A 23,890-nucleotide genomic window follows, 5' to 3' on the forward strand; every position below is an offset into this window, starting at 1 on the left:
GCAAAGAAGCCGTTCTCCTCCTGAATGCTTTACCTAACAGCAAGCTACATCGGCCGGAGACTTACCGTTAATTTTAGATTAAAGCTCTAATTCCCGACCGTAGTCGTCCGCCAAGCGATGATTGTCGTCCTCGCTATTGTAGCCAAAAGCTATCTCCAGGACTCGAGCCGGGCTCTTGCCTATGGACATTAATCTGTGGACGGTACCGGACGGAATAAAAAACTCCTCGCCTATCTTCGCGTCGTGAAGCTCCTCACCTATCTGAACCCTTACACCGCCATCAAGTACAACCCAGGCATCGCTTCTTAAGTTATGCCAGTGAAGGCTTGTTTCCTGACCAGGATTCAGGGTTAGGAGTTTTACTGAGCAAGTCTTGTTGTGAGCATACTGCTTGTAAAACCCCCACGGCTTTTCTACTTTCATAATTTATCACCAGTTAAATCTAATCATTAATCAAAAACTAGTGCAAGCATATATAACTTGACAGCTATATCGCTTTTATTAGATTAGCCATCTCGATAGCAGCCACTGCAGCCTGCCAACCTTTGTTTCCATTTTTGGTGCCCGCCCGCTCTATCGCCTGCTCTATGCTATCAGTGGTTACAATCCCAAAGATCACGGGCACTCCGTGGTCAAGATTTATCTTAGCTATTCCCTTGGCGACCTCGCCAGCAACATAATCAAAGTGTGGAGTCGAGCCTCTGATAACAGCTCCAAGACAGATGATGGCATCATAGCGGCCGCTCTCAGCCATTTTCTTGGCAGCAAGCGGAATCTCAAAAGATCCAGGCGTCCACGCCACGTGCACCGCATCATCATCCGCACCATGCCTCTTTAGAGCATCTAAAGCCCCATCAAGCAATCTACTTCCGATAAACTCGTTAAAACGGCCAACAACAATGCCAAACTTCAAATCCTTTGCAATCAAATTTCCTTCGTAGGTTTGCATTAAACGACCTCCTAATTATCAGGGTCCTGGGTTCAGAGTTGTATCATATCAAACCCTAGCTTAGACTCCTACCACAGACCCATAAATAACCACAAAATTTTATCTATCATCAAGCTGTTTAGCTATCCTACACCGTAATAATATGCTCAGGTTTGCCTGGACCCTGCTTCCCAAGCTCGGGGCCCTGTACATCTTCCAACATATGATTCATTTTATCTTTCTTGGTCTGCAGATAGTGGATGTTGTATTCGGTAGGTTTTACCTCCAAAGGAACCCTCTCCACTATTTTCAAACCATAGCCTTCTAAGCCTACTATCTTTTTGGGGTTGTTGGTCATAAGCCGTATTGAGCTTAAGCCAAGGTCTGCGAGTATTTGCGCACCCATCCCATAATCCCTTAAGTCAGCAGGAAAGCCAAGTTCGTTATTTGCCTGAACGGTATCCCTGCCGTTCTCCTGCAGTTCATAAGCTCTTAGCTTATTTAAAAGACCGATTCCCCGTCCTTCATGCCCTAGGATATAAAGCAGAACTCCTTGCCCTTCTTCATCGATCATCCTTAGAGCAGCTTCAAGCTGGTCACCACAGTCGCAGCGCAGCGAATGGAAGATATCCCCCGTAAGACACTCAGAGTGGACCCTTACAAGCACATTTTCTTTACCTTCCACATCTCCTTTAACTAGAGCGAAATATTCTTTACCATCAAGTGAGCAGCGATAACCTATCGCCTTAAAAACACCATAACTGGTTGGTAGATTCACCTCTGCAACGCGCTCCACTAGCTTCTCGGTCTTTCTCCTATATGCGATCAAATCAGCCACACTTACAAGTTTTAAGCCGAATTTGTCCGCTACCTTCCTTAGCTGAGGAAGCCTCGCCATTGTACCGTCTTCGTTCATAATCTCGCAGATTACGCCGGCGGGGAAAAGGCCTGCAAGCCTCGCCAGGTCAACAGCCGTCTCTGTATGTCCAGCCCGCTCGAGTACGCCACCTCTCTTAGCCCTGAGAGGGAAGACATGTCCGGGCATAGAGATATCCTCGGGTCTACTCTTAGGATCAACTACCGTTTGGATAGTAACTGCCCTGTCTCTTGCAGATATACCGGTTGTAATCTTTCCTTTGGCGCCAATCGACACAGTAAACGCCGTTCCTTGCTCTGACGTATTATTCTGAACCATCGGCCGGATGCCCAGCTCATCTAGCCTCTCAGGGATGCATGGCATGCAGATAAGTCCCCTGCCATTCTTTGCCATAAAGTTTATCGCCTCAGGCGTGACTTTCTCGGCAGCCATTACAAAATCGCCCTCGTTCTCTCTATCCTCATCGTCGACAACGATTATTATCTTGCCATTTCGTATATCTTCTATCGCATCCTCAATCCTATCCAACATCTTGCCTCACCTTTCCTGCTTACTGACTTAAGGTTGTTGCTGACTAACGCCCGTTAGCTTACCCTTCACCCGCTTTATATTTACACAAGAGCCAACCCAGGCTCCTCCTTCCGGCATTGACCCTTTCGGTATACTGCAACCGGTTGCCATCGGCTCTTAGTCTTCTTTATTATGCGAATCCAAAATCACGTAGTTTCTCCATTGTAAGGCCGGATTTCTTTTCCTTTTCTTTGCTTAAGAACTTCTCGACGTATTTGCCAATCAAATCCGACTCGAGGTTGACCTTATCGCCCGGTTCTTTAAAGCCCAGAGTCGTAACCTTTGCCGTATGAGGGATGATCGACACAGATACATAATCATCGCCATAATCCATAACGGTAAGGCTGATACCGTCAATAGCTATCGAACCCCTGTCAATTAGATAGCGGGTTACTGACTCGGGTGCTGTTATCTTAATAAGAAGCGCATTTTTCTCGGCAACTTTGGACTTGATCGTACCGACAGCATCGACATGGCCTGCAACTATATGCCCACCAAGCCGTGCCGATAAGGTAAGTGCACGCTCTAAGTTGACTTTCTCACCTACCCTTAATTCGCCTAAGTCGGTTTTTGCAACCGTTTCGGGCATTACATCAACTGTAAAGCTTGTGTCCGACTTAGCTGTAACCGTAAGGCAGACCCCATTTACTGCAACTGAATCCCCAATTGCAAGCTCTGGAACGAGCGAGGGGGCCTCTATTTCTATAACAAAGTCTTTCCCAGCTCTTCTTATTGATTTTGTAGTTCCAAGCTCTTCGATTATGCCTGTAAACATCCCATCAATACCTCAAATAATGCCTTGTTTAGAGACAGCCGCCTGGATGGCTCGAGCTTCGTTTAGCAACGCCGCCTGCCTGCGACTGCTTGGGTACGCCTGTATAAATATATCTTCACCGATTGTGCCAACATAACGGATTCTCAAGTCTATAATCGAGCTTAAATTACCACCTACGAAATCGACGCCCTGCTCACCAATCAGCTTCGGCGCTACATATATTAAGTACTTATCCACCAGGTCAGCTTTAACAAGAGAAGCAATAAGTTTACCCCCACCCTCGACAATTATGCTTGATATCTCACGATTGGCAAGCTCCTCCATTAGTACTTCGAGGTCTACCTTGCCGTTCCAAGAGTCGATTTCAATTACCTCAACGCCTTTTTCCCTTAAGGCTTTTATATTCTTTGCGGGGGCCGCCATTGTGGTTGCAACAATTGTCTTTATCTCGGAAGCTGTTTGCACAATCTTGCTCTCAAGCGGAATTTTTGCCGCCGAATCAACAATAATCCGAATCGGATTCTTAGTGCCCACACGGTCCAGCCTTGTATTTAGTAGGGGATCATCAGCCAGAACCGTTCCGATGCCTACCATAATCGCATCGCTCTCATTCCTGAGTTCATGTACGCTTTGCCTTGCATCGTTTCCGGTTATAGCGGTAGCTGTTCCAGGTGATTCGGCAATCTTGCCGTCCATGCTGATTGCCGCCTTTACTGTTACAAACGGCCTGTGGGTTGTAATGTATTTTATGAAGACTTCGTTCTGCTTTGCAACCTGTTCTGAAAGAATACCATACTCAACCTTTATACCCGCATCCCTTAATCTTTTGATTCCGCTACCTGCGCATTTAGGGTTAGGATCGATCATCCCAACTATAACCTTGCTTATACCTGCACTTATAATTGCCTCTGTGCAGGGAGGGGTTTTCCCGTAATGGTTGCATGGCTCAAGGGAGACCACCATTGTCGCGCCTGCCACATCTTCGGTCGCATTATTTAGAGCATTTATCTCGGCATGCGGCTCTCCCGCCTTCTTGTGATAGCCTTCAGCTATTACCCGGTCGTCCTTGATAATTACCGCTCCCACCATCGGATTTGGGCTGGTTGTTCCCCGCCCCTGCTCAGCAAGTTCAATCGCTCTGCGCATATGCGCCTCATAAAATGAAAGACCAAAACTCCCCGTCATTTCTCCTTAACACCTTGTTGCTTTAACTTTTCAAGGCAAATAAAAAACGCCCAGGAGAAAGCCAGGCGCAATATACAAGCATACATATAAACGTATACTTTAGCCTTAACCTTCTCCCATCCAGACTATACTGTCGGCTCCGGAATCCCACCGGATCTGCCTAAACGCAGGTAAAGAGCATTCGTTTCCTAACTTTTACCTACATGCAGGCTCGCGGGCTTAATTCAAGAGTTTAACTCTGAAATTACCGCCGGTCGGGAATCTCACCCTGCCCCGAAGGTTCATATTAAGTTATAGTTAATTTTATCAGTAACGGAATCGTTATGCAAGCTAAATAGACGCGGCTTTGCGGATACCCCTTACCGCCTGGGGTATATCTTTGGTACCGAATACTGCAGAACCTGCCACAAGTATATCCGCCCCTTTTAGGACGACCCTATCTGCGTTCTTCTCAGAAATACCGCCATCTACCTGGATTTTTACATCAAGTCCTTTGGAATCTATCATGTGGCGAACGACCTCAATCTTATCGAGTGCACTGGGAATAAACTTCTGGCCGCCAAAACCAGGGTTTACCGACATCACGACAACAAAATCTAGATCCTCAAGCAGGTAATGCAGGTGCGTTACCGGTGTTGCAGGATTTAAGGCAAGACCGGCCTTTATACCCGGATATTCCTTAATCCTCTGGATAACACGATGCGCATGGTTTGTAGCCTCTACATGGAACGAAATCCAGGACGCACCGGCCTCGATGAACCGGTCGATGTATCTCTCAGGGCTCTCAATCATCAGATGAACATCAAGCGGCAGAGACGTTTTTCTCCTCAGCGACTCTACCACCAGTGGGCCTATGGTAATATTTGGCACAAAATGCCCGTCCATGACATCGACATGGAGTAAATCCGCCCCGCCTTCTGTTGCTTTCGCAACATCATCGACTAAACAAGAAAAATCCGCTGATAATATCGACGGGGCTATAAGTATTTCTCTGTCCATAAAAATCCTTTCAATCTTTCAATAATATAGAAATGGCAAGTTTGCCCGTCATAGCCTGACAATACCTGCTTATATTAATATATTATCGGCAGATTTTCACCCTCTTCTAGCACCTCCCCTCAAGCTATCCTTCTCAGCCTTGCTATAAATAGTCCGTCTATGCCATGGCGATTCGGCATGAGTTGGATAGTGCCGTCACGCACATCGCTTCGAAGGGACTCTGGCAGGTAGGGGGCGACATCGTCAACGTAAAAGTCCTCCCTTATCCTTAAGAATCTCTCAACGACAAGCCGGGTTTCCGGCTTGTCTATTGTGCAGACAGAGTAGACGAGAACACCGCCTGGCTTTACAAAATCAGCAACGGAAGTTAGCATCTTAGTTTGCAGGCTTGAGAGTTCTTCGATTTGCTCAGGGTTTTTTGTCCATCTGGCATCAGGTCTCCTGGCAAGCACACCCAAACCTGAACACGGTACATCGCATAGAACCCTATCGACCGGCTTCTTTATTACCGGCTTAAGTTTTGTTGCATCTGCTCTGATAGCCTGGGCGATACTTGCCCCCATACGCCGGATATTTTCTCTCATCAAGTTGACACGGTTTGGGTTAATATCAACCGATAGAATCTGCCCATTATTTTCCATAAGCTCTGCTATGTGAGTTGTTTTTCCGCCGGGTGCCGCGGCGATATCCAATATAGTTTCACCTGGCTGTGGGTCAACGACATGACTTATTATCATAGAACTCTCATCCTGCACGTAGAAATAGCCTTTCTTGTACTGAGGCAGGCTGCTTAAATCACCCACACCATTTACAACAAGAGCTTCTTCCAGATACTTACCTGGGTTGACTTCCCATCCCGCCTTCTCAAATATCTCGGTTAGCTTCTCAGGCGTGGTCTTTAACATGTTTACCCGGACAGTTAATTTCGGAGGACGGTTATTTGCTTTACAAAGAGCCTGGGTCTCATCAACACCAAAATCCTCAATCCACATCTTAACCAACCATAGGGGATGAAAGTACTTCAGTGAGATGTACCTGGCTGGGTCTTTATCCTTCCTGGGCCAGGGAATTTTGTCCTGCCCGCGAGCGATGGCCCGCAAAACCCCATTTACAAACTTTGATATGCCGGGATGAAAATAGCTCTTTGCTATAACAACAGCCTCATTTACCGCAGCATGGTCGGGAACATCCATGTATATAATCTGGTAGATAGACATGCGCAGTAAATCAAGGACTAGGTCAGGGATTTTATCGAGTTTTTGCTTTGAGAACTGCTTTATAATCCAATCAAGCGTCCCAAGTGCTCTTAAAGTGCCATAGGTAAGCTCAGTAACAAAAGCCCTGTCTCTTTTATCAAGCCTGCTTTGCGCAAGTTTCTTGGGCAAAAGGATGTTAGCATACGCGCCACCTTTAGTGACACGATGAATGACTTCTAATGCAATCTCTCGAGACGATTTGTCATTAATACTCCTTTACCCCCTCACCCAACCTCTCCCACGAGGGAGAGAAATTAAACCCTGGCCCCTGGACCTTGGCCCCTGAACCCTAACTTGTCTCCGACTTTGAGCCGGTAGCCGCGGATAAACTCAGCACCGCCCATTTTCTTCCTGTTGGCAGGCTGGACCTCAACAAGCAACAGGGCATCGGTTGTAGTTGCAACATAGGGGCCATTGTGTTTATCTATATGAACTATCGTGCCAGGCTCTCCTTGTTTTTTTATCTCGGGCGCCTTTGCTACCCACCAAACCTTAAGAAGAGTTTCATCGAAGTGTGTATGTGCACCCGGTTTTGGATTTAATCCTCTTATTTGGTTGATGATATTATCAGCAGAATTATCCCAGTTAATCTCAAGGTCTGCATCAGTTATCTTCTCGGCATAGGTAATACCTGATTCCTCTTGCTTGCGCGGGGTTATCGTTCCAGCTTCTATTCTATCTAACGCTTCTACCATTAGCACAGCTGAAGCATCAGATATTCGCAAAGCCAGCGTCTCCGCGGTATCTTGCGGTGAAATTTCTATCTCCTTTTGAAGCAAGATATCCCCTGCATCCAACTCCTTGACGACCTGCATGATTGTCGTACCCGTTACCTTATCGCCAGCCATAATAGCTCTCTGAATCGGAGCTGCACCCCTCCACCTCGGAAGAAGCGAGGCATGTACATTTATAACGCCATGTCTTGGAAGGTCAAGAAGCCATTGCGGCAGGATCTTGCCATAGGCAAATACGACACCAATATCGGGCTTTAGCTCTTCCAACTTTTTACGGAAGTCCTCGTCCTTCATTGTAACAGGCTGAATAACTGGAAGCCCCTCAGACAAGGCAAGAAGCTTTATCGGAGAAGCACCTATTTTCAGCTGGCGCCCAACTGGTTTATCAGGCTGTGTTACGACAAGGACAACTTCATGTTTTGATTGTATAATGCTTTTTAATACCGGGACCGCTAATTGCGGGGTGCCCATAAAAAATACGCGCATTTGTACCTCTAATGTATGTACTTTAGCTTTAGTCTTTTAATTATTCCCTCTATCTCTAGTTGTATGTAGCTATCAATAACACTATAAAGTTATAGTTTAAGGTTAGATATAACTATCTGACCCATTGAGATTGCCACGTAAGCTCAAGGATTAGCTCCTAGCATGGAAGCAAATAACAAGGGAACCCCTCTCACCTAACCTCCCCCACACACAGGGGAGAGGGATTAATAATTCGTTATTCGACACTCCCTACGCTAACGGTCTTTTCTCGGCAAGTAGTTTTAGTGCGCGCCGCCTCTCCTCAGGGGTAGTCCTATCTAATATAAGGACGCCGTTTAGGTGATCCACTTCGTGTTGCAATGCTCGCGCAAGAAGTCCATCAGCCTCGAATTCAACAGGTTCTCCCTTTTCATTTATAGCCTTGAACCTGATTTTTACTGAACGGGGAACCACTACTTGTATTTCGCTTGGGAAAATACTAAGGCAACCCTCTTCATCTTCCTCTATTTCATCGCTATACCAGGTTATTTCAGGGTTAATGTAGACCCTAAGCTCCTGGTGTTTGTCACTGGTATCTACAACCATAACGCGCTTTACTACACCCACCTGGTTTGCGGCAAGCCCGACTCCAGGCGCAGCATACATCGTATCAGCCATATTTTTTATAAGCAGATTTATTTCACCGTCTATTTTTTCAACCGGTTTTGTTTTTTCCTTTAATACCGGATCTGGAAAACTTCTAATCGGCAAAACTGCCACATTACTTCCTCCTATATAACTCTACCAAAAATCGATAATCGACCGAATCGAAAAATAGCTCGAGCCGATAAAACTCTCACCTTTCATTTATTGCCCCGGTAATTCAATCGATTTTCGATTTTTCATTTTCGATTCTCGGTGGATACTAAAGCACCCACACCGGATCCACGTCTACGGATAATATTACTATGTTCCGATACTTCTCAGGAATGAACCGTCGAAAATTATCTTCCAAAAAGCTTTTTACTGTCAAGTTATCACGCACTTTGAGCAATATATGCCAGCGATACTCCCTTTTAACCTTAAGAAGGGGGGCGGGCGATGGCCCCATCATATCGAAAGCTTCCGATAGGCCTGACACCTCAATGATTTTGGCTGCCCGCCTTGCCAAGCCAACAACTGCCTCAGGGTCCTGGCCGGAAAAAAGCATCCGAATCACTGAAGTAAACGGCGGGTAGGAAAGTCCGCGGCGCGACTCTAATTCTTCTTTGTAAAAATCGTCATAGTCACCAGTCAATATAGCCTGGATGGGATAGCTATCCGGTGCATACGTCTGGATTACAACCCTTCCAGGCTGTTCACCTCTACCTGCACGGCCTGCGACCTGCATCAGAAGCTGATACGTGCGCTCGGCAGCACGGAAATCGGGAAGGTGTAGAGAAGTATCTGCATTTATGACCCCAACCAGCGTGACCTCAGGAAAATCCAGCCCCTTAGCTATCATCTGCGTACCAAGCAGGATAGCAGATTTTTCAGCCTGAAACTTTGCAAGACGCACCTGGTGCGCACCCTTGCGTGCAGTAGTATCAGCATCCATCCTTATAACAGGGACATGTGGATAAAGATGTTTAAGTTCAGCCTCAACCCTTTGAGTTCCCGCGCCCGGAAACCTTATTGCGCTACCGCCGCACCTGGGACACGCTGCAGGCGCCCGTGCAACAAAATTACAGTGGTGGCAACGCAGGCTATTATTAACTGAATGATAGGTGAGAGATACCGCACAGTTGCGGCATTTAGGAACGAAGCCGCAATCCTGGCACAGGATAAAATTTGAAAAACCGCGCCGGTTTAGGAATAAAATCGCTTTCCCCCCTGCACCCAGAGCCTCGTTAAGCCTGCGTTTCAGAAGCCCACTTAAAAGCGGTCGCTCACGTTTACCCGAATCGGGCAATTCCTCGCGCATATCGACAACTTCAATCCTTGGAAGCTCCCTTTCCTCGACCCGCCGGCGCAAAAAAAGCGGCCTATAAAAGCCAGTCTCGGACCGCCACTTGGCTTCTATTGAAGGAGTTGCACTTCCCAGCACGACACATGCCCCCTCCAATTTAGCCCGTTTTATAGCGACTTCTCGCGCGTTGTATCTTGGATTTTTGCCCTGCTTGTAGCTTGCCTCATGTTCCTCATCTACGACTACGATGCCGAGACCCGACACGGGAGCAAAAACAGCCGAGCGGGCACCAACTACCACGCGATATCTACCTTCTTGAATCCCCCGCCACTGATCAAACCTCTCACCAGCACCAAGTCCGCTATGAAGCACCGCGACTGTATCGCCAAATCTAGCCTTAAAGCGCGCTACTGCCTGCGCGGTCAAAGCAATTTCCGGAACGAGCACTATCGCGCTTTTCCCGATCTCAAGCGCCTTTTGGATCGCCCTTAAATAAACTTCGGTTTTGCCGCTACCGGTCACACCCTGAAGTAAGAACACATCATCTGAGCCCTTCTCGATTGCGGTTATAATTGCCGCTAGTGCAACAGTTTGCTCGCTGGTCAGCTTTACTGTTTTGTCTTTATGAAAAAAATGCTGCTGTGGCTCCCGCTCGACAAGACGGCTCTCAATACATACTAATCCACGCTCAACCAGAGCATGAAGCGATGAATAGGAGGTTCTTGTATCGGCAAGAAGATGCGATACTTGGACGGCCCCACATGAAGATAGCTTGTCGAAGATAAGTTTCTGTTTAGGCGCTTTCTTAAGCTCGGCAGCAACTTCCCCGCTATTGCGATTGTCAAAGTTTAAAACCGCATATCGAGCCATCGCCTCCTTAACCTTGGGGTAATCAAGCTCGTAGTCCTTTTCAATCAAACCGGCTTCCTCCAGCTTTTTGAGCACAGACGATACATCCCGACCACCACAGGCAGCCTTTAGCGTGTCGGCTCGAGCTGTCCCGCCTAAATCCCTTAATTTTTTGAGCACTTCCATCTGACGTGGTGTAATCCTGGCCGGTGACTTCCCGGTTGTGCGAACCAGCTGGATAACCTTTGTACCACGGCCGGGAGGTATCGCGAGTTTTAAAGCCTCGCTTAATGTAGAGAGATAATACCCTGCAATCCAACGGGAGAGCTCAATCATGCGCTCATCAAAAACCGGCCTCTCATTGATGACCGACTCAATTGGCGCAAGTTCCGACACCTCTGAGGTGTCGGCAAACCCAACAACGTATCCGACCTGCTTTGTCCTGCCAAAGGGAACTAGAACAACCGAACCAAGATCGATTTTGGAAGCAAGCTTGGTCGGGATTAAATAATCAAAAATGCGATCGACCTCGCGTACTGGAAGATCGACGATGACTTTTGCGATAGATGGTTTCTGTAACAAAAGCACTCCTTGCTTCAGAATTTAGAAATCAGGGTTTGGTCTAATAATAACAAAAAGGGCGGAAACAAGCTCCGCCCGTTATATATTGGCTTGCACCAGGCAGCACCGCAGCACTACAACTCAGGCTCCGAAAGGCTGCCATGGAGCCTACAGAGTAGTCAATTCCTCGTCCAGCTCTTTTAAGCCCGCTTCTTCACGTAAAATCGTGGCTTTATCTGTTTTTTCCCAGGTAAAATCGCTGTCTTCGCGGCCGAAATGCCCATAAGCGGCGGTCTTCTTGTAAATCGGCCTTCTTAAGTCAAGGTCGCGGATAATAGCTGCAGGTCTTAAGTCAAAGTGCTTCTTAATGAGAGACTCGATCTCGGGAACCGGGATTTTTTCTGTGCCGTATGTTTCAACCATAATGGAAACCGGGCGCGACACACCGATTGCATACGCAAGCTGAACTTCACAGCGCTCGGCCAGACCCGCAGCGACAACATTCTTAGCCACATACCTTGCGGCATAGGCGGCCGACCGGTCTACTTTTGTCGGGTCTTTGCCAGAAAATGCGCCGCCACCATGACGGGCAAGGCCGCCATAGGTATCTACAATAATTTTCCTGCCGGTAAGCCCGGTGTCGCCCTGTGGGCCACCGATAACAAACTTACCCGTCGGATTAATGAATATCTTTACTTTGCTGTAATCAATCATATCTGCCGGGACTGTTGGCTTGATGACCTTTTCTATCAGCGCAGGCTTAAGCTCGTTTTCGATATCGATTTCCGGCGCATGCTGGCTCGATATGATAATTGTATCTACCCAAACTGGCTTCCCGTTTTCATAAGCGACTGTGACCTGAGTCTTGCCGTCCGGGCGAAGATACGGGATTAAGCCGGTTTTTCTGACCTCAGAGAGGCGATAGGAGAGTTTGTGCGCAAGCAGAATTGGGAGCGGCATGAGTTCGGGAGTTTCATTGCAGGCATACCCAAACATCATGCCCTGATCCCCCGCACCCTGCTTATCAAGGTCCTCGTGGCCCTCGCCGATGCGGCTCTCATAGGCATCATCAACACCCTGCGCAATATCAGGCGATTGCGGGTCGATGCTTGTTATAATTCCACAGGTATCGCAATCAAAACCAAACTTTGCCCTGGTGTATCCTACCTGCCGGATAGTCTCCCTGACCACGCTCGGGATATCAACATAAGTTCTTGTGGTAACCTCTCCGGCTACAACTACCAAGCCAGTTGTCACAAGAGTTTCAACAGCAACTCTTGCCATTGGATCATCCGTATAGATTGCATCCAAGATCGCATCCGATATCTGGTCAGCAATCTTATCGGGGTGTCCCTCTGTTACCGATTCCGATGTAATTAGATAACGATTCTTTGACAACTTCCGTACCTCCCGTTTTTAGGGGCCGGGGACTGGGACCCAGGGTCCAGAAAAACTCTTTAGTTTCTGGTTGGTACCCCCATCTCTGGCCTAAATTAACACATCAACTTGAAAACCAACAGCTCTCCGAAAATCTATTAGATAATTTTAACTAACATAACCCTGGACCCAGAACCCTGGCCTCTGGACCCATAAATAAAAAAACCCCTCGGCCTGAAAGTGCACGAGGGTTAACGCTTAAAATATAAACCTCCTCTCATCTTTCAGAAACCTTGTCATCGAAAGGCAAAGCCTTTCTCTTCTGCAGGAATTAGCACCTTAGATGCGGCCATACATCCGTACATCCGCCATCCAGGTTGCCGAGGCTTCACAGGGCCAGTCCCTCCACCTCTCTGGATAAGAGCTTCTATTTATACCGACAATCGGTAATTGTCAACATGCAGAAAAACCTTATTACAAGGTCAGATTAGCAATAAAACCGTCCCAAGTCAAGCAATATATGCAAACTGACTGTAAAGTTAGTGTCTTAAAACGTCGATAATATCACGGGTATAATAAGGATATATTTAGGATATATTTAGGATATATTTAGGATCTATCCAAGTATTAAATATAATGTGAGGGCTCGTGAACATAGTTATAATAAGCGGCGACAAAGGGGATTCTTCGGTGCTTCAGACAATTGCCGAGGCTTCATCCTTAAATATACTTGCCATAATTGCGGAATCGGATGATAAGGAATCCATCGAACTTGCAAAATACCTGGATATCCCCATTGAATATGATTACTGCAAACTTCTTGAAAGAACGGATATAGACATGATTATCGATCTATCCGGTTCCAATAAGCTAATCGATAAAATCCGCAAGGTAAAGCCGGAGCGCGCTGAAATTATCGATAAATCCACCGCAAATATAATTAGCAGGCTTTTAGAATCCGAAGGAAGGGCTACTTACGACCTTATCGACAGGCTTACCCGTGAGCATTGGTCGCTGTACGAAATTGGCATAAGCTTGTCTTCCGCAAAAGGCCTTCCTGAAGTTTGTAGAACTATAGTGCAGCACGCTATGAAACTCACCAATACTCCCGCAGGAAGTCTCGCAGTCTACGATGAAAAGAGCGGTGAGATGCTGCTTGCCACAACCCTTGGTTTCAGCGGAGACATGAGCACTCAGAAACGCTGGAAGCTAAGGCCGGGTGGGCTGACCAATTACATCTTGAATCAAAAAGGCCCAGTTATTATTCCAGATATACATAAATATCCAGAATTTAACACCGCTAAGTTAGTTAATGAAGGAATCCGGTCACTTATTGCCTGCCCGCTTTTTCTGGAAAATATAATCGTTGGAATATTGTATGTTGACGATTTCAAAGTAAGAGAATTCTCTTCAAAAGATATCTCGATACTGTGCCTGTTTTCAACCTACGCAGCACTTGCAATTGAAAAGGCCAAATTATTGGAAGAAACAAAACTGCTCGCAATTACGGATGACCTCACTAAACTCTATAACCACAGGCACTTTAACCAAAGGCTCGAAACTGAGTTTAGCAGAGCTAAAAGATATAATGAGCCCTTGTCTCTTATAATTATCGATATTGACCATTTTAAGAACTATAACGACATCAACGGCCATGTAAAAGGAAACGATGTCTTAAAACAACTTGCGGATATCCTAAGACGAATATGCAGAGATTCGGATATCATTGCAAGATACGGTGGTGAAGAGTTCACAGTTATCTGCCCTAAATCAGATAGGGCAAACGCATACCATATTGCTGACCGTCTGAGGAAAAACGTTGAGGAACATAAGTTTCCTAACGCGCAAACCCAACCGGAGGGGCGCATAACAATAAGTGCAGGAGTTGCTTGCTTCCCCGAAGACGCAGCCGATGTAGGCGAGCTGATCGAAAAAGCAGACACCGCCCTTTACTTAGCTAAAAGAAGAGGCAGAAACCGAGTTTGCACTTATCCAGGATTAAAGCAAGAGACAATGTAACTTATCTTAAATCTATCTAAATGATTTAAGTGCATTTACTATCCAATCAATAATTCTCTCCGCCAGGTCGGCTTTCTTAATGGTCTCAAGGTTGCCAATCTGGCCTTTCTTATCTATTAGAACCGCATAATTAAAATTACTATCAAAGCCAACACCTGGTCTTGCGATATCATTGGCCACTATCAGGTCAAGTTTTTTCTCTTTAAGCTTCTTAAGCGCATTTTCGACCAGGTTATCCGACTCGGCCGCAAAACCGACAACAAGTTTCTTCCCTTTTTTGCCAGCAACTGATTGCAGAATATCAGGATTAAGTTCAAGATCGATGGCAGCAGGCATCCTGTCCTTTTTTATTTTGCTAGTATGCTTGATAAGAGGCTTGAAATCGGCAACCGCAGCCGCCATGATGACTGCATCTGCCTGCGCTAGATTGTCAAGCACAGCTTGATGCATTTCACCGGCAGTCTCAATGTTTATGACTTTGACACCAGCCGGCGGTTCCACGCTGGTTGGACCTGAAATCAAGACGACCCGTGCACCTCTTGCCTGCGCCATTGCCGCAATCGCATAGCCCATTTTGCCGGAAGAGCGGTTTCCGATAAACCTCACCGGGTCAATAGGCTCACGGGTACTCCCGGCTGTTACAAGGATGGTTTTTCCTTCTAAATCTCTGGTTCTTGAGAGCATACTTCTAAGATGGTCCAGTATCACTTCGACATCTGGAAACCTGCCGATCGCATTTTCTTCACCGCATGCCAGCCTGCCAACCTCCGGCTTTATTACGCTTATGCCGCGACTTTCAAGGATATGCAAATTCTGTTGGGTTGCCGCATTTAACCACATGAAATTATTCATTGCAGGAACCATAACAACCTGGCTCCTTGCTGCAAGAATAACCGTTGAGAGCGCATCATCAGCAATACCGTGGGCAGCCTTGGCGATTATATTTGCGGTCGCTGGAGCGACGACAACTAAGTTAGCTTCTTCGCTTATTGATATGTGGTGGATTTGTCGCTTGAAATCGCCAGAAAAAAGGTCAGTTAGTACCGGTTCGTTAGTAACCGACTGAAAAGTGATGGGACTAACAAACCTGGTGGCGTTTTGGCTCATGACAACCTTAACCGTTGTTCCTTCCTGGGTAAGCTTACTTGCAAGATCAACAGCCTTATATGCTGCAATTCCACCCGAAACACCTAACGCTATGGTTTTGCCACTGAAAACGCTTTTCTTCATATTGCTAACGCTCGCCTATTATAAAAGCTTACTACTAGGGTCCAGAGAACAAGCTCCTGTTCAGGATTTATCCTCCCCTAGCCCCTCAAGAGAGGGAAGCTAAATGATATTATAACAAAAAAAGCAGCATATGCTGCTATAATAATGTGCCTGATAAACCGGGCAACTATAAAAGGTGGAGATTTTCTCCACCTTAAATTTCAATCAGTTTTTACCGTGGCTCCTAGACCCCGGCCTTTGACCCTACTTAATGCTCTCAACTACGCGCTCGTACGTGATTTTATCCTCTTGGATCTCTGCTAATGCAATTGTGAGCGGTTTGCTTGAAAGAGCATCGATCTGAGGCGGTCTTACTCTTGCAAGGTCATGACGCTTTATTGCGCTAAAGTAATCATTGATTTGCCTCGCCCTTTTAGCAGCGGCGATTACCAGAGTATACTTACTGTCAACTTTGCTTAACAGCCTATCCATATCAAGCCTTGTCACCAATCATCACCTTTTGTCTTAATTCTTGGTAAGTTCCGCCTTGACAATTTCAACAAGCTCGCCGGCGGCTTTTTCCATATCATCATTTATTACCACATAATCATAGTTTTTAGCAAGCCTCATCTCTTGTTCTGCGTTCTTGATGCGCTCAGCCAACTCTGCCTCCGTTTCCGTACTCCGTCGGGCTAGGCGCCGAGCAAGCTCCTCTATAGAAGGTGGCTCGATAAAAATGAGAACTGCTTCGGGCATCTGCCGCTTTACACTAGCAGCCCCCTGAACATCTATTACCATGACCACACTTTTACCCGCGCTGAGCTCTTTTTCAACCACCGATTTCAAGGTTCCATAGTAATTGCTATGCACTATAGCCCATTCAAGAAAATCACCGTCTTCGATATGTTTCTTGAATTCTTCTTCGGTCATAAAGTAATAATCAAGGCCATCTTTTTCGCCCGGGCGGGGCCTTCTTGTGGTTGCTGAAACAGAGCGTGTAAGAAAGGGGACTCTCTTAAGAAGTATTTCTGTGAGAGTCCCCTTTCCTGCTCCAGATGGACCAGATATAACAAATACTTTAGGATCTGTATCCATCGTTAAGTTCACCTATTTACTAACCGAGCTGATAAGTATCTCTTTCTGCTTGCTGCCAAGACCCTGAACCCTTCTAGTCGGGCTAATGCCTGCATCTTGCATTATCTTCTGGGCTCTGGCTTTGCCAATTCCCGGTAAAGATTCTAACAAACTACTAACTTTCATTCTGGAGATTATCGGATCATCGGTTCTGTTAATAATATCCTTGACATTGATCTCTCCGCTTTTCAGTTTCTTCCTAAGTTCTGCTCTTTTTTGTCTTGCTTCCGCTGCCTTTTTCAGGGCTTCTTGCCTTTGTTCTTCAGTTAGTTTCGGTAACGGCATAAATCCTCCTTAAGTTAGCTAGATAAACATTTCTTAAACGGTGATTATAGGTAACAGCTAGCTGAATGACAAATAATACTTTTATTTCATAGATGCCATATCTGTTATGACTTGGGATCATCCGGCACAGCCCGCGCTTAGACAATCCCTGATCTAAGCTACGATCGTTGCCTAAGATTGCAGTGGTTCATCTAGAGCTTCGTTTCTACCCCTGTCAATCTAGCTAGCAACTTATCTTACTGTACCTCCCTCCCTTCTTTCTCAAGCGATGTTTTCAACAAATTGCCTGGAAGCGACATCAAAAACAATATGCCTATACACAAACTTCTGACCAGGACATTTAACAATTCGCCTCGTAAATGCGTATCTCCTGCTTTTATTATCCAAAATAACAAATTTTTTACTAATTACCAATGGCAATTGCAGGTAAACGGCCTGGGCGTAGTTGCTCCATTGTGTTTCCGCAGTTAGTCAGACATGCTTGCTTTTTCAATTTCCGACACAATTTTAGCAGCTGCAGCTGCCGGATCGTCTGCCTTAACTATAGGTCTACCAACAACTAAGTAATTCGACCCGGCTCTTATTGCATCATACGCACTCATGATGCGCTTCTGGTCATTGGTTGCGTCTGTTGATGAGCGTATCCCGGGTGTGACGACCACAAACTCTTTACCTACAGCCTTTCTTATAGTTGCGACCTCTTGCGGTGACGCCACGACCCCATCCATGCCGCTCTTTCTGGCCAACACGGCAAGATTTGCAACTTGCTCCTCGATCGGGTATTTGATACCTATTTCCCCAGCTCCAACCTGATTTAAACTGGTCAAAACAGTTACGCCTAATAAAATAGGAGGTAGCGTGTTATTCCGATCAGATTCCCGCTTCACCGCTAAAGCCGCTTCCTTCATCATCTCTGATCCTCCCATTGTGTGAACGGTGAGCATGTCTACACCGGCGCGAACGATTTCACGACACGCACCTGCGACTTGATACGGTATGTCATGAAGCTTAAGGTCTAGAAAAACTTTTGCCCCGTAGTCCTTCAGTAACCTGATTATATCCCAACCTTCGGCGAGGAATAACTGCAGACCTACTTTATAAAAGACAGCCTTGTCTCCAATTGCCGAGCAAATTGAAGATACCTCTTCTTTGCTTTTAACGTCCAGCGCAATAATCAGGCGCTCTTTTGATTTAAGTGACAGCAATTAACTCCTCTTGAACCATTGATCTAACCTCAATAGCTTAGCGTTTTAGTTAAGTAACATCAAGTAAAATGCGGTTTGGCTGCGGGCAATGCTTTTCCTATACCTGAACTTTTCCTATTATTTGACGGATATCCGTATAACCACGCTCATCTAAGAACTTTTCAATCCCCTCAATGATCTCGATCATCACCCTGGGGTTTATAAAATTGGCGGTCCCAACAGCAACTGCGGTTGCACCGGCTAAAAAGAACTCTATTGCATCCTCAGCGGTCATGATCCCACCTATACCAATGATAGGCACATTTACTGACTGGGCAACTTCCCAAACCATCCTGACGGCCACCGGCTTTATGGCAGGTCCGCTTAATCCTCCTGTAATATTAGCAAGCATCGGTTTAAAGGTGTTTAAATCAATCGACATGCCCACTAAAGTATTTATTAATGATACCGCATCGGCCCCTGCGCTCACAACCGCCCTTGCTATTTTCGATATGTTGTAAACATTTGGCGTCAACTTCACAATCAAAGGATAGTCAGTATTATATCTAGCTGCAGCGGTAACCTGCTCTGCAAGCCTTGCAGATGCACCAAAAGCTATCCCGCCAGCTTTAATATTTGGACAGGAGATATTAAGCTCTATCGCGTTTATACCCGGAACCCCTCGCAAGTCACGGCATATTTGAGCATACTCCTCGAGCGTATTTCCCGCAATGTTTACAATAATCGGTATCTTGAACTTCCGCATGAAGGGAAGGTCATGTTCAAGAAAATGATCAAGTCCTTCATTTTGAAGCCCAATTGAATTTAGCATGCCAGAAGTCACTTCGCATACACGGGGAGGCATGTTGCCATGTCTAGGCTTTAGCGTAACTGTCTTTGCAACAATCGCACCCAAACGTGAAATATCAAAAAACTCGCTAAATTCCCGTCCGGAACCAAATGTACCGGAAGCTGGCATAACCGGGTTTTTTAACTTAATTCCTGCAAGTGTAACGCTCAAGTTTACGCTCATATTTTACTCCAATAACCCATTTTACCTGGGCCAATGTTTTTACCCTGATTCTAAGGTTACTCATCCTCATCCTGGACAAGTCTTCTTAGCATCTGCTTACTCTTGGTTCTGCTGTAACCATTGCTATCGTGTACCCTCGTCCGGGGATTGATCTCCCAGGTTTTACGTTCCTTCTTTGGCTTAATCCGAATTCGCAATTTCTTCCGTTTCATAACCGTATTGCTCAAGAGAAACAGGCTCGATGTTGCTTTTGCCCCAATATATATCGCGCGCATCAAACACAGGACCATCTTTACAGGCCAACTTATAGCCAGTTTTCGTAATACATGTGCATCCAAGGCATACACCTATGCCGCAGGCCATCTTGGTTTCGATCGAGACCTGGCAATCAACACCAAATTCGTCTGCTGTCTCTGACACCTTCTGCAACATTCTCTCAGGCCCGCACGCATAAATAATTTGCGGTCGCAATTGGTGAATAGTACGATTCAAAAGGGATACCACCGTGCCATCATGTCCAAAGCTCCCATCTTCTGTGGCTGCATATGTCTTCTTTGCCAGCCGTTTAAAATCTATATAACGCAGCAACCCCGCTTTATTCTGTGCACCAAGCATAGCATGGAATAAAATGTGTTTTTCTGTAAGCTCCTCAGCAAGGAAAAGAAGTGGGGCTACGCCAAGACCGCCCGCAAGAAGCAGCGCCGATTTAATACCTTCTGAATACTTAAAGCTACTGCCAAGTGGTCCGATTACATCCAGACTATCATGTATCTTAACCTTGGAAAGAGCCTCTGTACCCCTTCCCTTAACCTGAAAAAGTATTTCGAAAGCGCGCCCCGGAACGACGCGGTGAATACTAAAGGGTCTTCTAAGTATAAAACTATCGTTTGGTTCACCGCAAAGAACATGGACAAATTGGCCCGGTTTTGCTTGCTTTGATATCTCGGGTGAGATCAACGTAATATTGAAGACACCGGGTATAATTTCTTCTTTTGCTATGACGTCTGCCTTAACCTGAAACATAATCTTCCTTTTAGAGTCTAGAGGCTTGAGGATTCTGTGTCCTGAGATATGGACCAGGCAAAGCCCCCTTAACTTCAATCACGTTTATTATAAATCTTGGTTGTACTTAGTTATAAATCTTGGTTGTACTTAGCAACTCTGAGTTTTATAAATATTTCAAGATACGGTTATTCCATGCTCATACTGATCTCTGAATCCAAAATATTTTCCTTTGGCTCCTGGTCCCTGGGCCCAGGACCCTTGGCATGATAGTCTTGTATTGCTTTGACATCTAGTTCCCCGCCTATCAAAGCTTCTATTCCCTGGACAACAGCAGTTGCAGCCGCTAAGGTCGTGACGCAGGGGACGCCGTATACAGATGCAGTCGTCCTAATCTCATATCCGTCAATCCTAGTGCCTCTGCCCCAGGGTGTGTTGATTACCAGGTCGATATCCCGGTTCTTAATAAGATCAATAACGTTTGGCCTGCCCTCCTGGACTTTCTTAAGCGCGATTGCATCGACGCCGTTTCTGCTTAGCATTGTCGCCGTGCCTTTTGTTGCGTATATTTTAAACCCAAGTTCATGAAGCCTCTTGGCCGGGAAAATAATCGCCCTCTTGTCGCTATTTCGAACACTGATAAACACGTTACCTTTCTTTGGAAGCTTAAGGCCTGCGCTTATTTGGGACTTGGCAAATGCCTTACCAAAAGCCGTATCGATGCCCATAACCTCACCGGTAGATTTCATCTCTGGACCAAGCACCGTATCAACCTCAGGAAACCGACCAAACGGCAGAACGGCCTCTTTTATTGACACGTGTTCAACAGGCGGAATTTCAAGGACGCCGATCTCTTTTAGGGTTTTACCCGCCATTACTTTGGCCGCAATTTTGGCAAGCGGTACGCCTACCGACTTACTGACAAACGGCACCGTCCTTGATGCGCGCGGATTTACCTCTAAGACGTATACGGTCTGCCCTTGAACCGCATACTGTATATTAAGAAGCCCGCGCACGTTTAGTTCTTTCGCCAGCTGGATCGTGTATTCCTTTATTTGGTTGATAATATCATCATTCAGAGTGTAGGGAGGTATTACGCAGGCGGAATCACCCGAGTGCACGCCCGCCTCCTCAATATGCTCCATAATGCCGCCGATCAAAACATCCTCGCCATCACATATCGCGTCTACATCGACCTCAATAGCTCCCTCAAGAAACTTGTCGATCAAGATTGGGTGGTCGGGTGATGCTTTTACCGCTTGTATTATATACGACTCAAGCCTCTCCTCAGAGTAAACTATCTCCATTGCCCGTCCGCCAAGGACATAAGACGGCCTTACAAGAACAGGAAAGCCGATCCTTCGGGCAACTTCAAGTGCTTCCTCATATGAAGTGGCCGTGCCGTTTGGCGGCTGATTTATGTTGAGTTTTCTGAGTAAGACCTCAAATCTCTTTCTATCCTCAGCAAGGTCAATGCTATCAGGAGATGTTCCGATGATAGGAACACCAGCCTTGCCAAGAGCCGTTGCAAGTTTCAGGGGAGTCTGACCTCCAAATTGGACGATCACGCCCTTTGGGTTCTCTCGCTCGACAATATTCATAACATCTTCAAAGGTGAGTGGTTCAAAGTAGAGCCGGTCGGATGTATCATAGTCGGTTGAGACGGTCTCCGGATTGCAATTGACCATAATCGTCTCAAAGCCCTCTTCTTTTAGCGCAAACGAGGCGTGGACACAGCAGTAGTCAAACTCAATCCCCTGCCCAATCCGGTTTGGGCCACTGCCAAGTATTATGATCTTTGGTTTATCGGATTCCTTTACCTCACATTCTAATTCATAAGTCGAGTAATAATAGGGAGTGTAGGCTTCAAACTCAGCACCGCAGGTATCAACCGTTTTAAAGGTTGCAACAATTCCAGCATCTTTTCGCTTGTTGCGAACCTCAAGCTCGGTCGAGCCAGTAAGATAGGCTATCTGACGATCAGAAAAACCATTTCTTTTCGCTTCACGCAGAATCTCGTTAGGCATCTCAGTTAATTTGAACTGAGCTATTTCCTTTTCCACCTCGATGATCTGGCGAATTTGATCGATAAACCAGGGGTCAATTTTGGAAAGTTCGTGTATTTTTTCAACACTCATTCCATGCTGAAGTGCAAACTTCATATAAAAAATCCTGTCCTGATTTGGAATAGCCAATTTATTATTCACTTCGTCGGGGTTTATATCGTCTTTCCCGTCGGCCCCCAACCCGTAACGATCCTGCTCAAGTGAGCGTATTGCTTTCTGGAGAGACTCTTTAAAAGTGCGTCCTATCGCCATGACCTCACCGACGGATTTCATCTTCGTTGTAAGCGTCTGGTCGGTCTCAGGGAATTTTTCAAATGCCCAGCGTGGAAACTTCGTAACCACATAGTCGATAGTCGGCTCAAAAGATGCCGGGGTCTCTTTGGTGATATCGTTTGCAATTTCATCCAGAGTGTATCCTACAGCAAGCTTTGCCGCCATTTTGGCGATAGGAAAGCCGGTAGCCTTTGAAGCCAGGGCCGAGCTTCGGCTTACTCTCGGGTTCATCTCGATTACTACTATGCGCCCGTCCTCCGGGTTTATAGCAAACTGGATATTAGACCCACCGGTCTCAACACCTATCTCGCGCATAATATCTATTGAGGCATCCCGAAGCTTTTGATACTCAACATCGGTTAGGGTCTGCGCTGGGGCAACTGTAATAGAATCGCCCGTATGAATTCCCATCGGATCAAAGTTTTCTATCGAGCAGATAATTACTACGTTGTCATTGAGATCGCGCATTACCTCTAGCTCATATTCTTTCCAGCCTATAACGGACTCCTCGATCAACACCTCAGAGACAGGGCTCAACATAAGCCCGTTTGAAACGATGCTTATGTATTCTTCTTGATTAAAAGCTATGCCGCCGCCAGTTCCACCTAGAGTAAAACTGGGCCGAATAACAAGAGGAAAGCCAATCTCATCGGCTAGGGTCAATGCATCGTTTAGGTTATAAGCAAAACCGCTTTTTGGAACTTCAAGACCTATTTTTTCCATAGCGGCTTTAAACTCGCTTCTGTCTTCAGCCTTCCTGATGGCGCGAAGTTTGGCACCAATGAGCTCGACTCCATATTTATCGAGCACCCCGCTTTCGGCCAGTGTCACTGCGGTGTTCAGGCCTGTCTGCCCCCCAAGAGTCGGCAGAAGCGCCTGAGGCCTTTCTTTTTTAATGATCTTCTCAACCACCTCAGGGGTTATTGGCTCGATGTAGGTGCGATCGGCAAACTCCGGATCGGTCATGATTGTTGCCGGGTTACTGTTTACCAGGACAACCACATAGCCATCGTCTTTAAGCACCTTGCACGCCTGCGTACCGGAGTAGTCAAACTCACAGGCCTGGCCGATAATTATAGGCCCTGAGCCGATTATCAAGATTTTTTGAATATCACTTCTTCTTGGCATATCTCGTCGCTCGTTCCTCGCTCCTCATAGAGT

General features: G+C 46.3%; 20 protein-coding genes and 2 riboswitches. Of the genes, 1 reads left to right on the forward strand and 19 read right to left on the reverse strand.

Annotated features, from left to right (window positions below):
* Positions 1 to 78: 78 nt before the first annotated feature.
* The 11 genes from K6T91_02150 to metK all read right to left on the reverse strand — a co-directional run bounded on the left by K6T91_02150 (position 79) and on the right by metK (position 12,545).
* Positions 79 to 423, reverse strand: a complete 345-nt coding sequence (locus tag K6T91_02150) for a phosphomannose isomerase type II C-terminal cupin domain (GenBank protein MCL6471594.1) — start codon at positions 421 to 423, stop codon at positions 79 to 81.
* 64 nt (positions 424 to 487) lie between these two features.
* Entirely contained in the window at positions 488 to 949 is a 462-nt protein-coding gene (ribE, locus tag K6T91_02155; GenBank protein ID MCL6471595.1) for a 6,7-dimethyl-8-ribityllumazine synthase, read from the reverse strand.
* 127 nt (positions 950 to 1,076) lie between these two features.
* Entirely contained in the window at positions 1,077 to 2,336 is a 1,260-nt protein-coding gene (locus tag K6T91_02160; protein ID MCL6471596.1) for a bifunctional 3,4-dihydroxy-2-butanone-4-phosphate synthase/GTP cyclohydrolase II, read from the reverse strand.
* 169 nt (positions 2,337 to 2,505) lie between these two features.
* A complete protein-coding gene (locus tag K6T91_02165) occupies positions 2,506 to 3,150 on the reverse strand; it encodes a riboflavin synthase (GenBank protein MCL6471597.1) in 645 nt (214 codons plus the stop codon).
* A 12-nt stretch (positions 3,151 to 3,162) separates the two neighbouring features.
* Entirely contained in the window at positions 3,163 to 4,335 is a 1,173-nt protein-coding gene (gene ribD / locus K6T91_02170) for a bifunctional diaminohydroxyphosphoribosylaminopyrimidine deaminase/5-amino-6-(5-phosphoribosylamino)uracil reductase RibD (protein MCL6471598.1), read from the reverse strand.
* Between the two features lie 104 nt (positions 4,336 to 4,439).
* Positions 4,440 to 4,620: riboswitch (FMN riboswitch) on the reverse strand.
* A 45-nt stretch (positions 4,621 to 4,665) separates the two neighbouring features.
* Positions 4,666 to 5,334: a ribulose-phosphate 3-epimerase gene (rpe, locus tag K6T91_02175; protein ID MCL6471599.1), complete on the reverse strand. Its 669-nt coding sequence runs from the start codon at positions 5,332 to 5,334 to the stop codon at positions 4,666 to 4,668.
* A 119-nt stretch (positions 5,335 to 5,453) separates the two neighbouring features.
* A complete protein-coding gene (gene rsmB, locus K6T91_02180) occupies positions 5,454 to 6,800 on the reverse strand; it encodes a 16S rRNA (cytosine(967)-C(5))-methyltransferase RsmB (GenBank protein MCL6471600.1) in 1,347 nt (448 codons plus the stop codon).
* 44 nt (positions 6,801 to 6,844) lie between these two features.
* A complete protein-coding gene (gene fmt, locus K6T91_02185) occupies positions 6,845 to 7,810 on the reverse strand; it encodes a methionyl-tRNA formyltransferase (protein MCL6471601.1) in 966 nt (321 codons plus the stop codon).
* 249 nt (positions 7,811 to 8,059) lie between these two features.
* Positions 8,060 to 8,569, reverse strand: a complete 510-nt coding sequence (gene def / locus K6T91_02190; protein ID MCL6471602.1) for a peptide deformylase — start codon at positions 8,567 to 8,569, stop codon at positions 8,060 to 8,062.
* 145 nt (positions 8,570 to 8,714) lie between these two features.
* Positions 8,715 to 11,168, reverse strand: a complete 2,454-nt coding sequence (gene priA / locus K6T91_02195) for a primosomal protein N' (GenBank protein ID MCL6471603.1) — start codon at positions 11,166 to 11,168, stop codon at positions 8,715 to 8,717.
* Positions 11,169 to 11,315: 147 nt separating this feature from the next.
* Entirely contained in the window at positions 11,316 to 12,545 is a 1,230-nt protein-coding gene (gene metK / locus K6T91_02200; protein MCL6471604.1) for a methionine adenosyltransferase, read from the reverse strand.
* Positions 12,546 to 12,798: 253 nt separating this feature from the next.
* Positions 12,799 to 12,948, reverse strand: a riboswitch (SAM riboswitch).
* A 224-nt stretch (positions 12,949 to 13,172) separates the two neighbouring features.
* Here metK and K6T91_02205 point away from each other — a divergent pair.
* Entirely contained in the window at positions 13,173 to 14,543 is a 1,371-nt protein-coding gene (locus tag K6T91_02205; protein MCL6471605.1) for a sensor domain-containing diguanylate cyclase, read from the forward strand.
* 12 nt (positions 14,544 to 14,555) lie between these two features.
* On the opposite strand, the gene coaBC is transcribed toward K6T91_02205, so the two are convergent.
* The 8 genes from coaBC to carB all read right to left on the reverse strand — a co-directional run bounded on the left by coaBC (position 14,556) and on the right by carB (position 23,857).
* Complete coding sequence (coaBC, locus tag K6T91_02210; protein MCL6471606.1) at positions 14,556 to 15,773, reverse strand: bifunctional phosphopantothenoylcysteine decarboxylase/phosphopantothenate--cysteine ligase CoaBC; 1,218 nt, start codon at positions 15,771 to 15,773, stop codon at positions 14,556 to 14,558.
* Between the two features lie 243 nt (positions 15,774 to 16,016).
* On the reverse strand, positions 16,017 to 16,244 hold the full coding sequence (gene rpoZ, locus K6T91_02215; GenBank protein ID MCL6471607.1) for a DNA-directed RNA polymerase subunit omega: 228 nt from the start codon (positions 16,242 to 16,244) through the stop codon (positions 16,017 to 16,019).
* Between the two features lie 33 nt (positions 16,245 to 16,277).
* A complete protein-coding gene (gene gmk / locus K6T91_02220; protein MCL6471608.1) occupies positions 16,278 to 16,847 on the reverse strand; it encodes a guanylate kinase in 570 nt (189 codons plus the stop codon).
* 12 nt (positions 16,848 to 16,859) lie between these two features.
* Positions 16,860 to 17,171: an integration host factor gene (locus K6T91_02225; protein MCL6471609.1), complete on the reverse strand. Its 312-nt coding sequence runs from the start codon at positions 17,169 to 17,171 to the stop codon at positions 16,860 to 16,862.
* 467 nt (positions 17,172 to 17,638) lie between these two features.
* A complete protein-coding gene (gene pyrF / locus K6T91_02230; GenBank protein MCL6471610.1) occupies positions 17,639 to 18,376 on the reverse strand; it encodes an orotidine-5'-phosphate decarboxylase in 738 nt (245 codons plus the stop codon).
* 97 nt (positions 18,377 to 18,473) lie between these two features.
* Positions 18,474 to 19,388 (reverse strand): dihydroorotate dehydrogenase, encoded by a 915-nt coding sequence (locus K6T91_02235; GenBank protein MCL6471611.1) that lies wholly within the window; start codon positions 19,386 to 19,388, stop codon positions 18,474 to 18,476.
* Between the two features lie 180 nt (positions 19,389 to 19,568).
* A complete protein-coding gene (locus K6T91_02240) occupies positions 19,569 to 20,411 on the reverse strand; it encodes a dihydroorotate dehydrogenase electron transfer subunit (protein ID MCL6471612.1) in 843 nt (280 codons plus the stop codon).
* A gap of 167 nt (positions 20,412 to 20,578) precedes the next feature.
* Positions 20,579 to 23,857, reverse strand: a complete 3,279-nt coding sequence (gene carB / locus K6T91_02245) for a carbamoyl-phosphate synthase large subunit (protein MCL6471613.1) — start codon at positions 23,855 to 23,857, stop codon at positions 20,579 to 20,581.
* Between the last annotated feature and the right edge of the window lie 33 nt (positions 23,858 to 23,890).

It is taken from the genome of Bacillota bacterium (assembly GCA_023511485.1).
Lineage (GTDB): Bacteria > Actinomycetota > Aquicultoria > Aquicultorales > Aquicultoraceae > CADDYS01.

What these genes read in the sequence shown, in the direction of transcription:
- K6T91_02150 (MCL6471594.1), bottom strand. Translation starts at nt 423, where the DNA reads ATGAAAGTAGAAAAGCCGTGGGGGTTTTACAAGCAGTATGCTCACAAC.
- ribE (MCL6471595.1), bottom strand. Translation starts at nt 949, where the DNA reads ATGCAAACCTACGAAGGAAATTTGATTGCAAAGGATTTGAAGTTTGGC.
- K6T91_02160 (MCL6471596.1), bottom strand. Translation starts at nt 2,336, where the DNA reads ATGTTGGATAGGATTGAGGATGCGATAGAAGATATACGAAATGGCAAG.
- K6T91_02165 (MCL6471597.1), bottom strand. Translation starts at nt 3,150, where the DNA reads ATGTTTACAGGCATAATCGAAGAGCTTGGAACTACAAAATCAATAAGA.
- ribD (MCL6471598.1), bottom strand. Translation starts at nt 4,335, where the DNA reads ATGACGGGGAGTTTTGGTCTTTCATTTTATGAGGCGCATATGCGCAGA.
- rpe (MCL6471599.1), bottom strand. Translation starts at nt 5,334, where the DNA reads ATGGACAGAGAAATACTTATAGCCCCGTCGATATTATCAGCGGATTTT.
- fmt (MCL6471601.1), bottom strand. Translation starts at nt 7,810, where the DNA reads ATGCGCGTATTTTTTATGGGCACCCCGCAATTAGCGGTCCCGGTATTA.
- coaBC (MCL6471606.1), bottom strand. Translation starts at nt 15,773, where the DNA reads ATGAAGAAAAGCGTTTTCAGTGGCAAAACCATAGCGTTAGGTGTTTCG.
- rpoZ (MCL6471607.1), bottom strand. Translation starts at nt 16,244, where the DNA reads ATGGATAGGCTGTTAAGCAAAGTTGACAGTAAGTATACTCTGGTAATC.
- gmk (MCL6471608.1), bottom strand. Translation starts at nt 16,847, where the DNA reads ATGGATACAGATCCTAAAGTATTTGTTATATCTGGTCCATCTGGAGCA.
- K6T91_02225 (MCL6471609.1), bottom strand. Translation starts at nt 17,171, where the DNA reads ATGCCGTTACCGAAACTAACTGAAGAACAAAGGCAAGAAGCCCTGAAA.
- K6T91_02235 (MCL6471611.1), bottom strand. Translation starts at nt 19,388, where the DNA reads ATGAGCGTAAACTTGAGCGTTACACTTGCAGGAATTAAGTTAAAAAAC.
- K6T91_02240 (MCL6471612.1), bottom strand. Translation starts at nt 20,411, where the DNA reads ATGTTTCAGGTTAAGGCAGACGTCATAGCAAAAGAAGAAATTATACCC.
- carB (MCL6471613.1), bottom strand. Translation starts at nt 23,857, where the DNA reads ATGCCAAGAAGAAGTGATATTCAAAAAATCTTGATAATCGGCTCAGGG.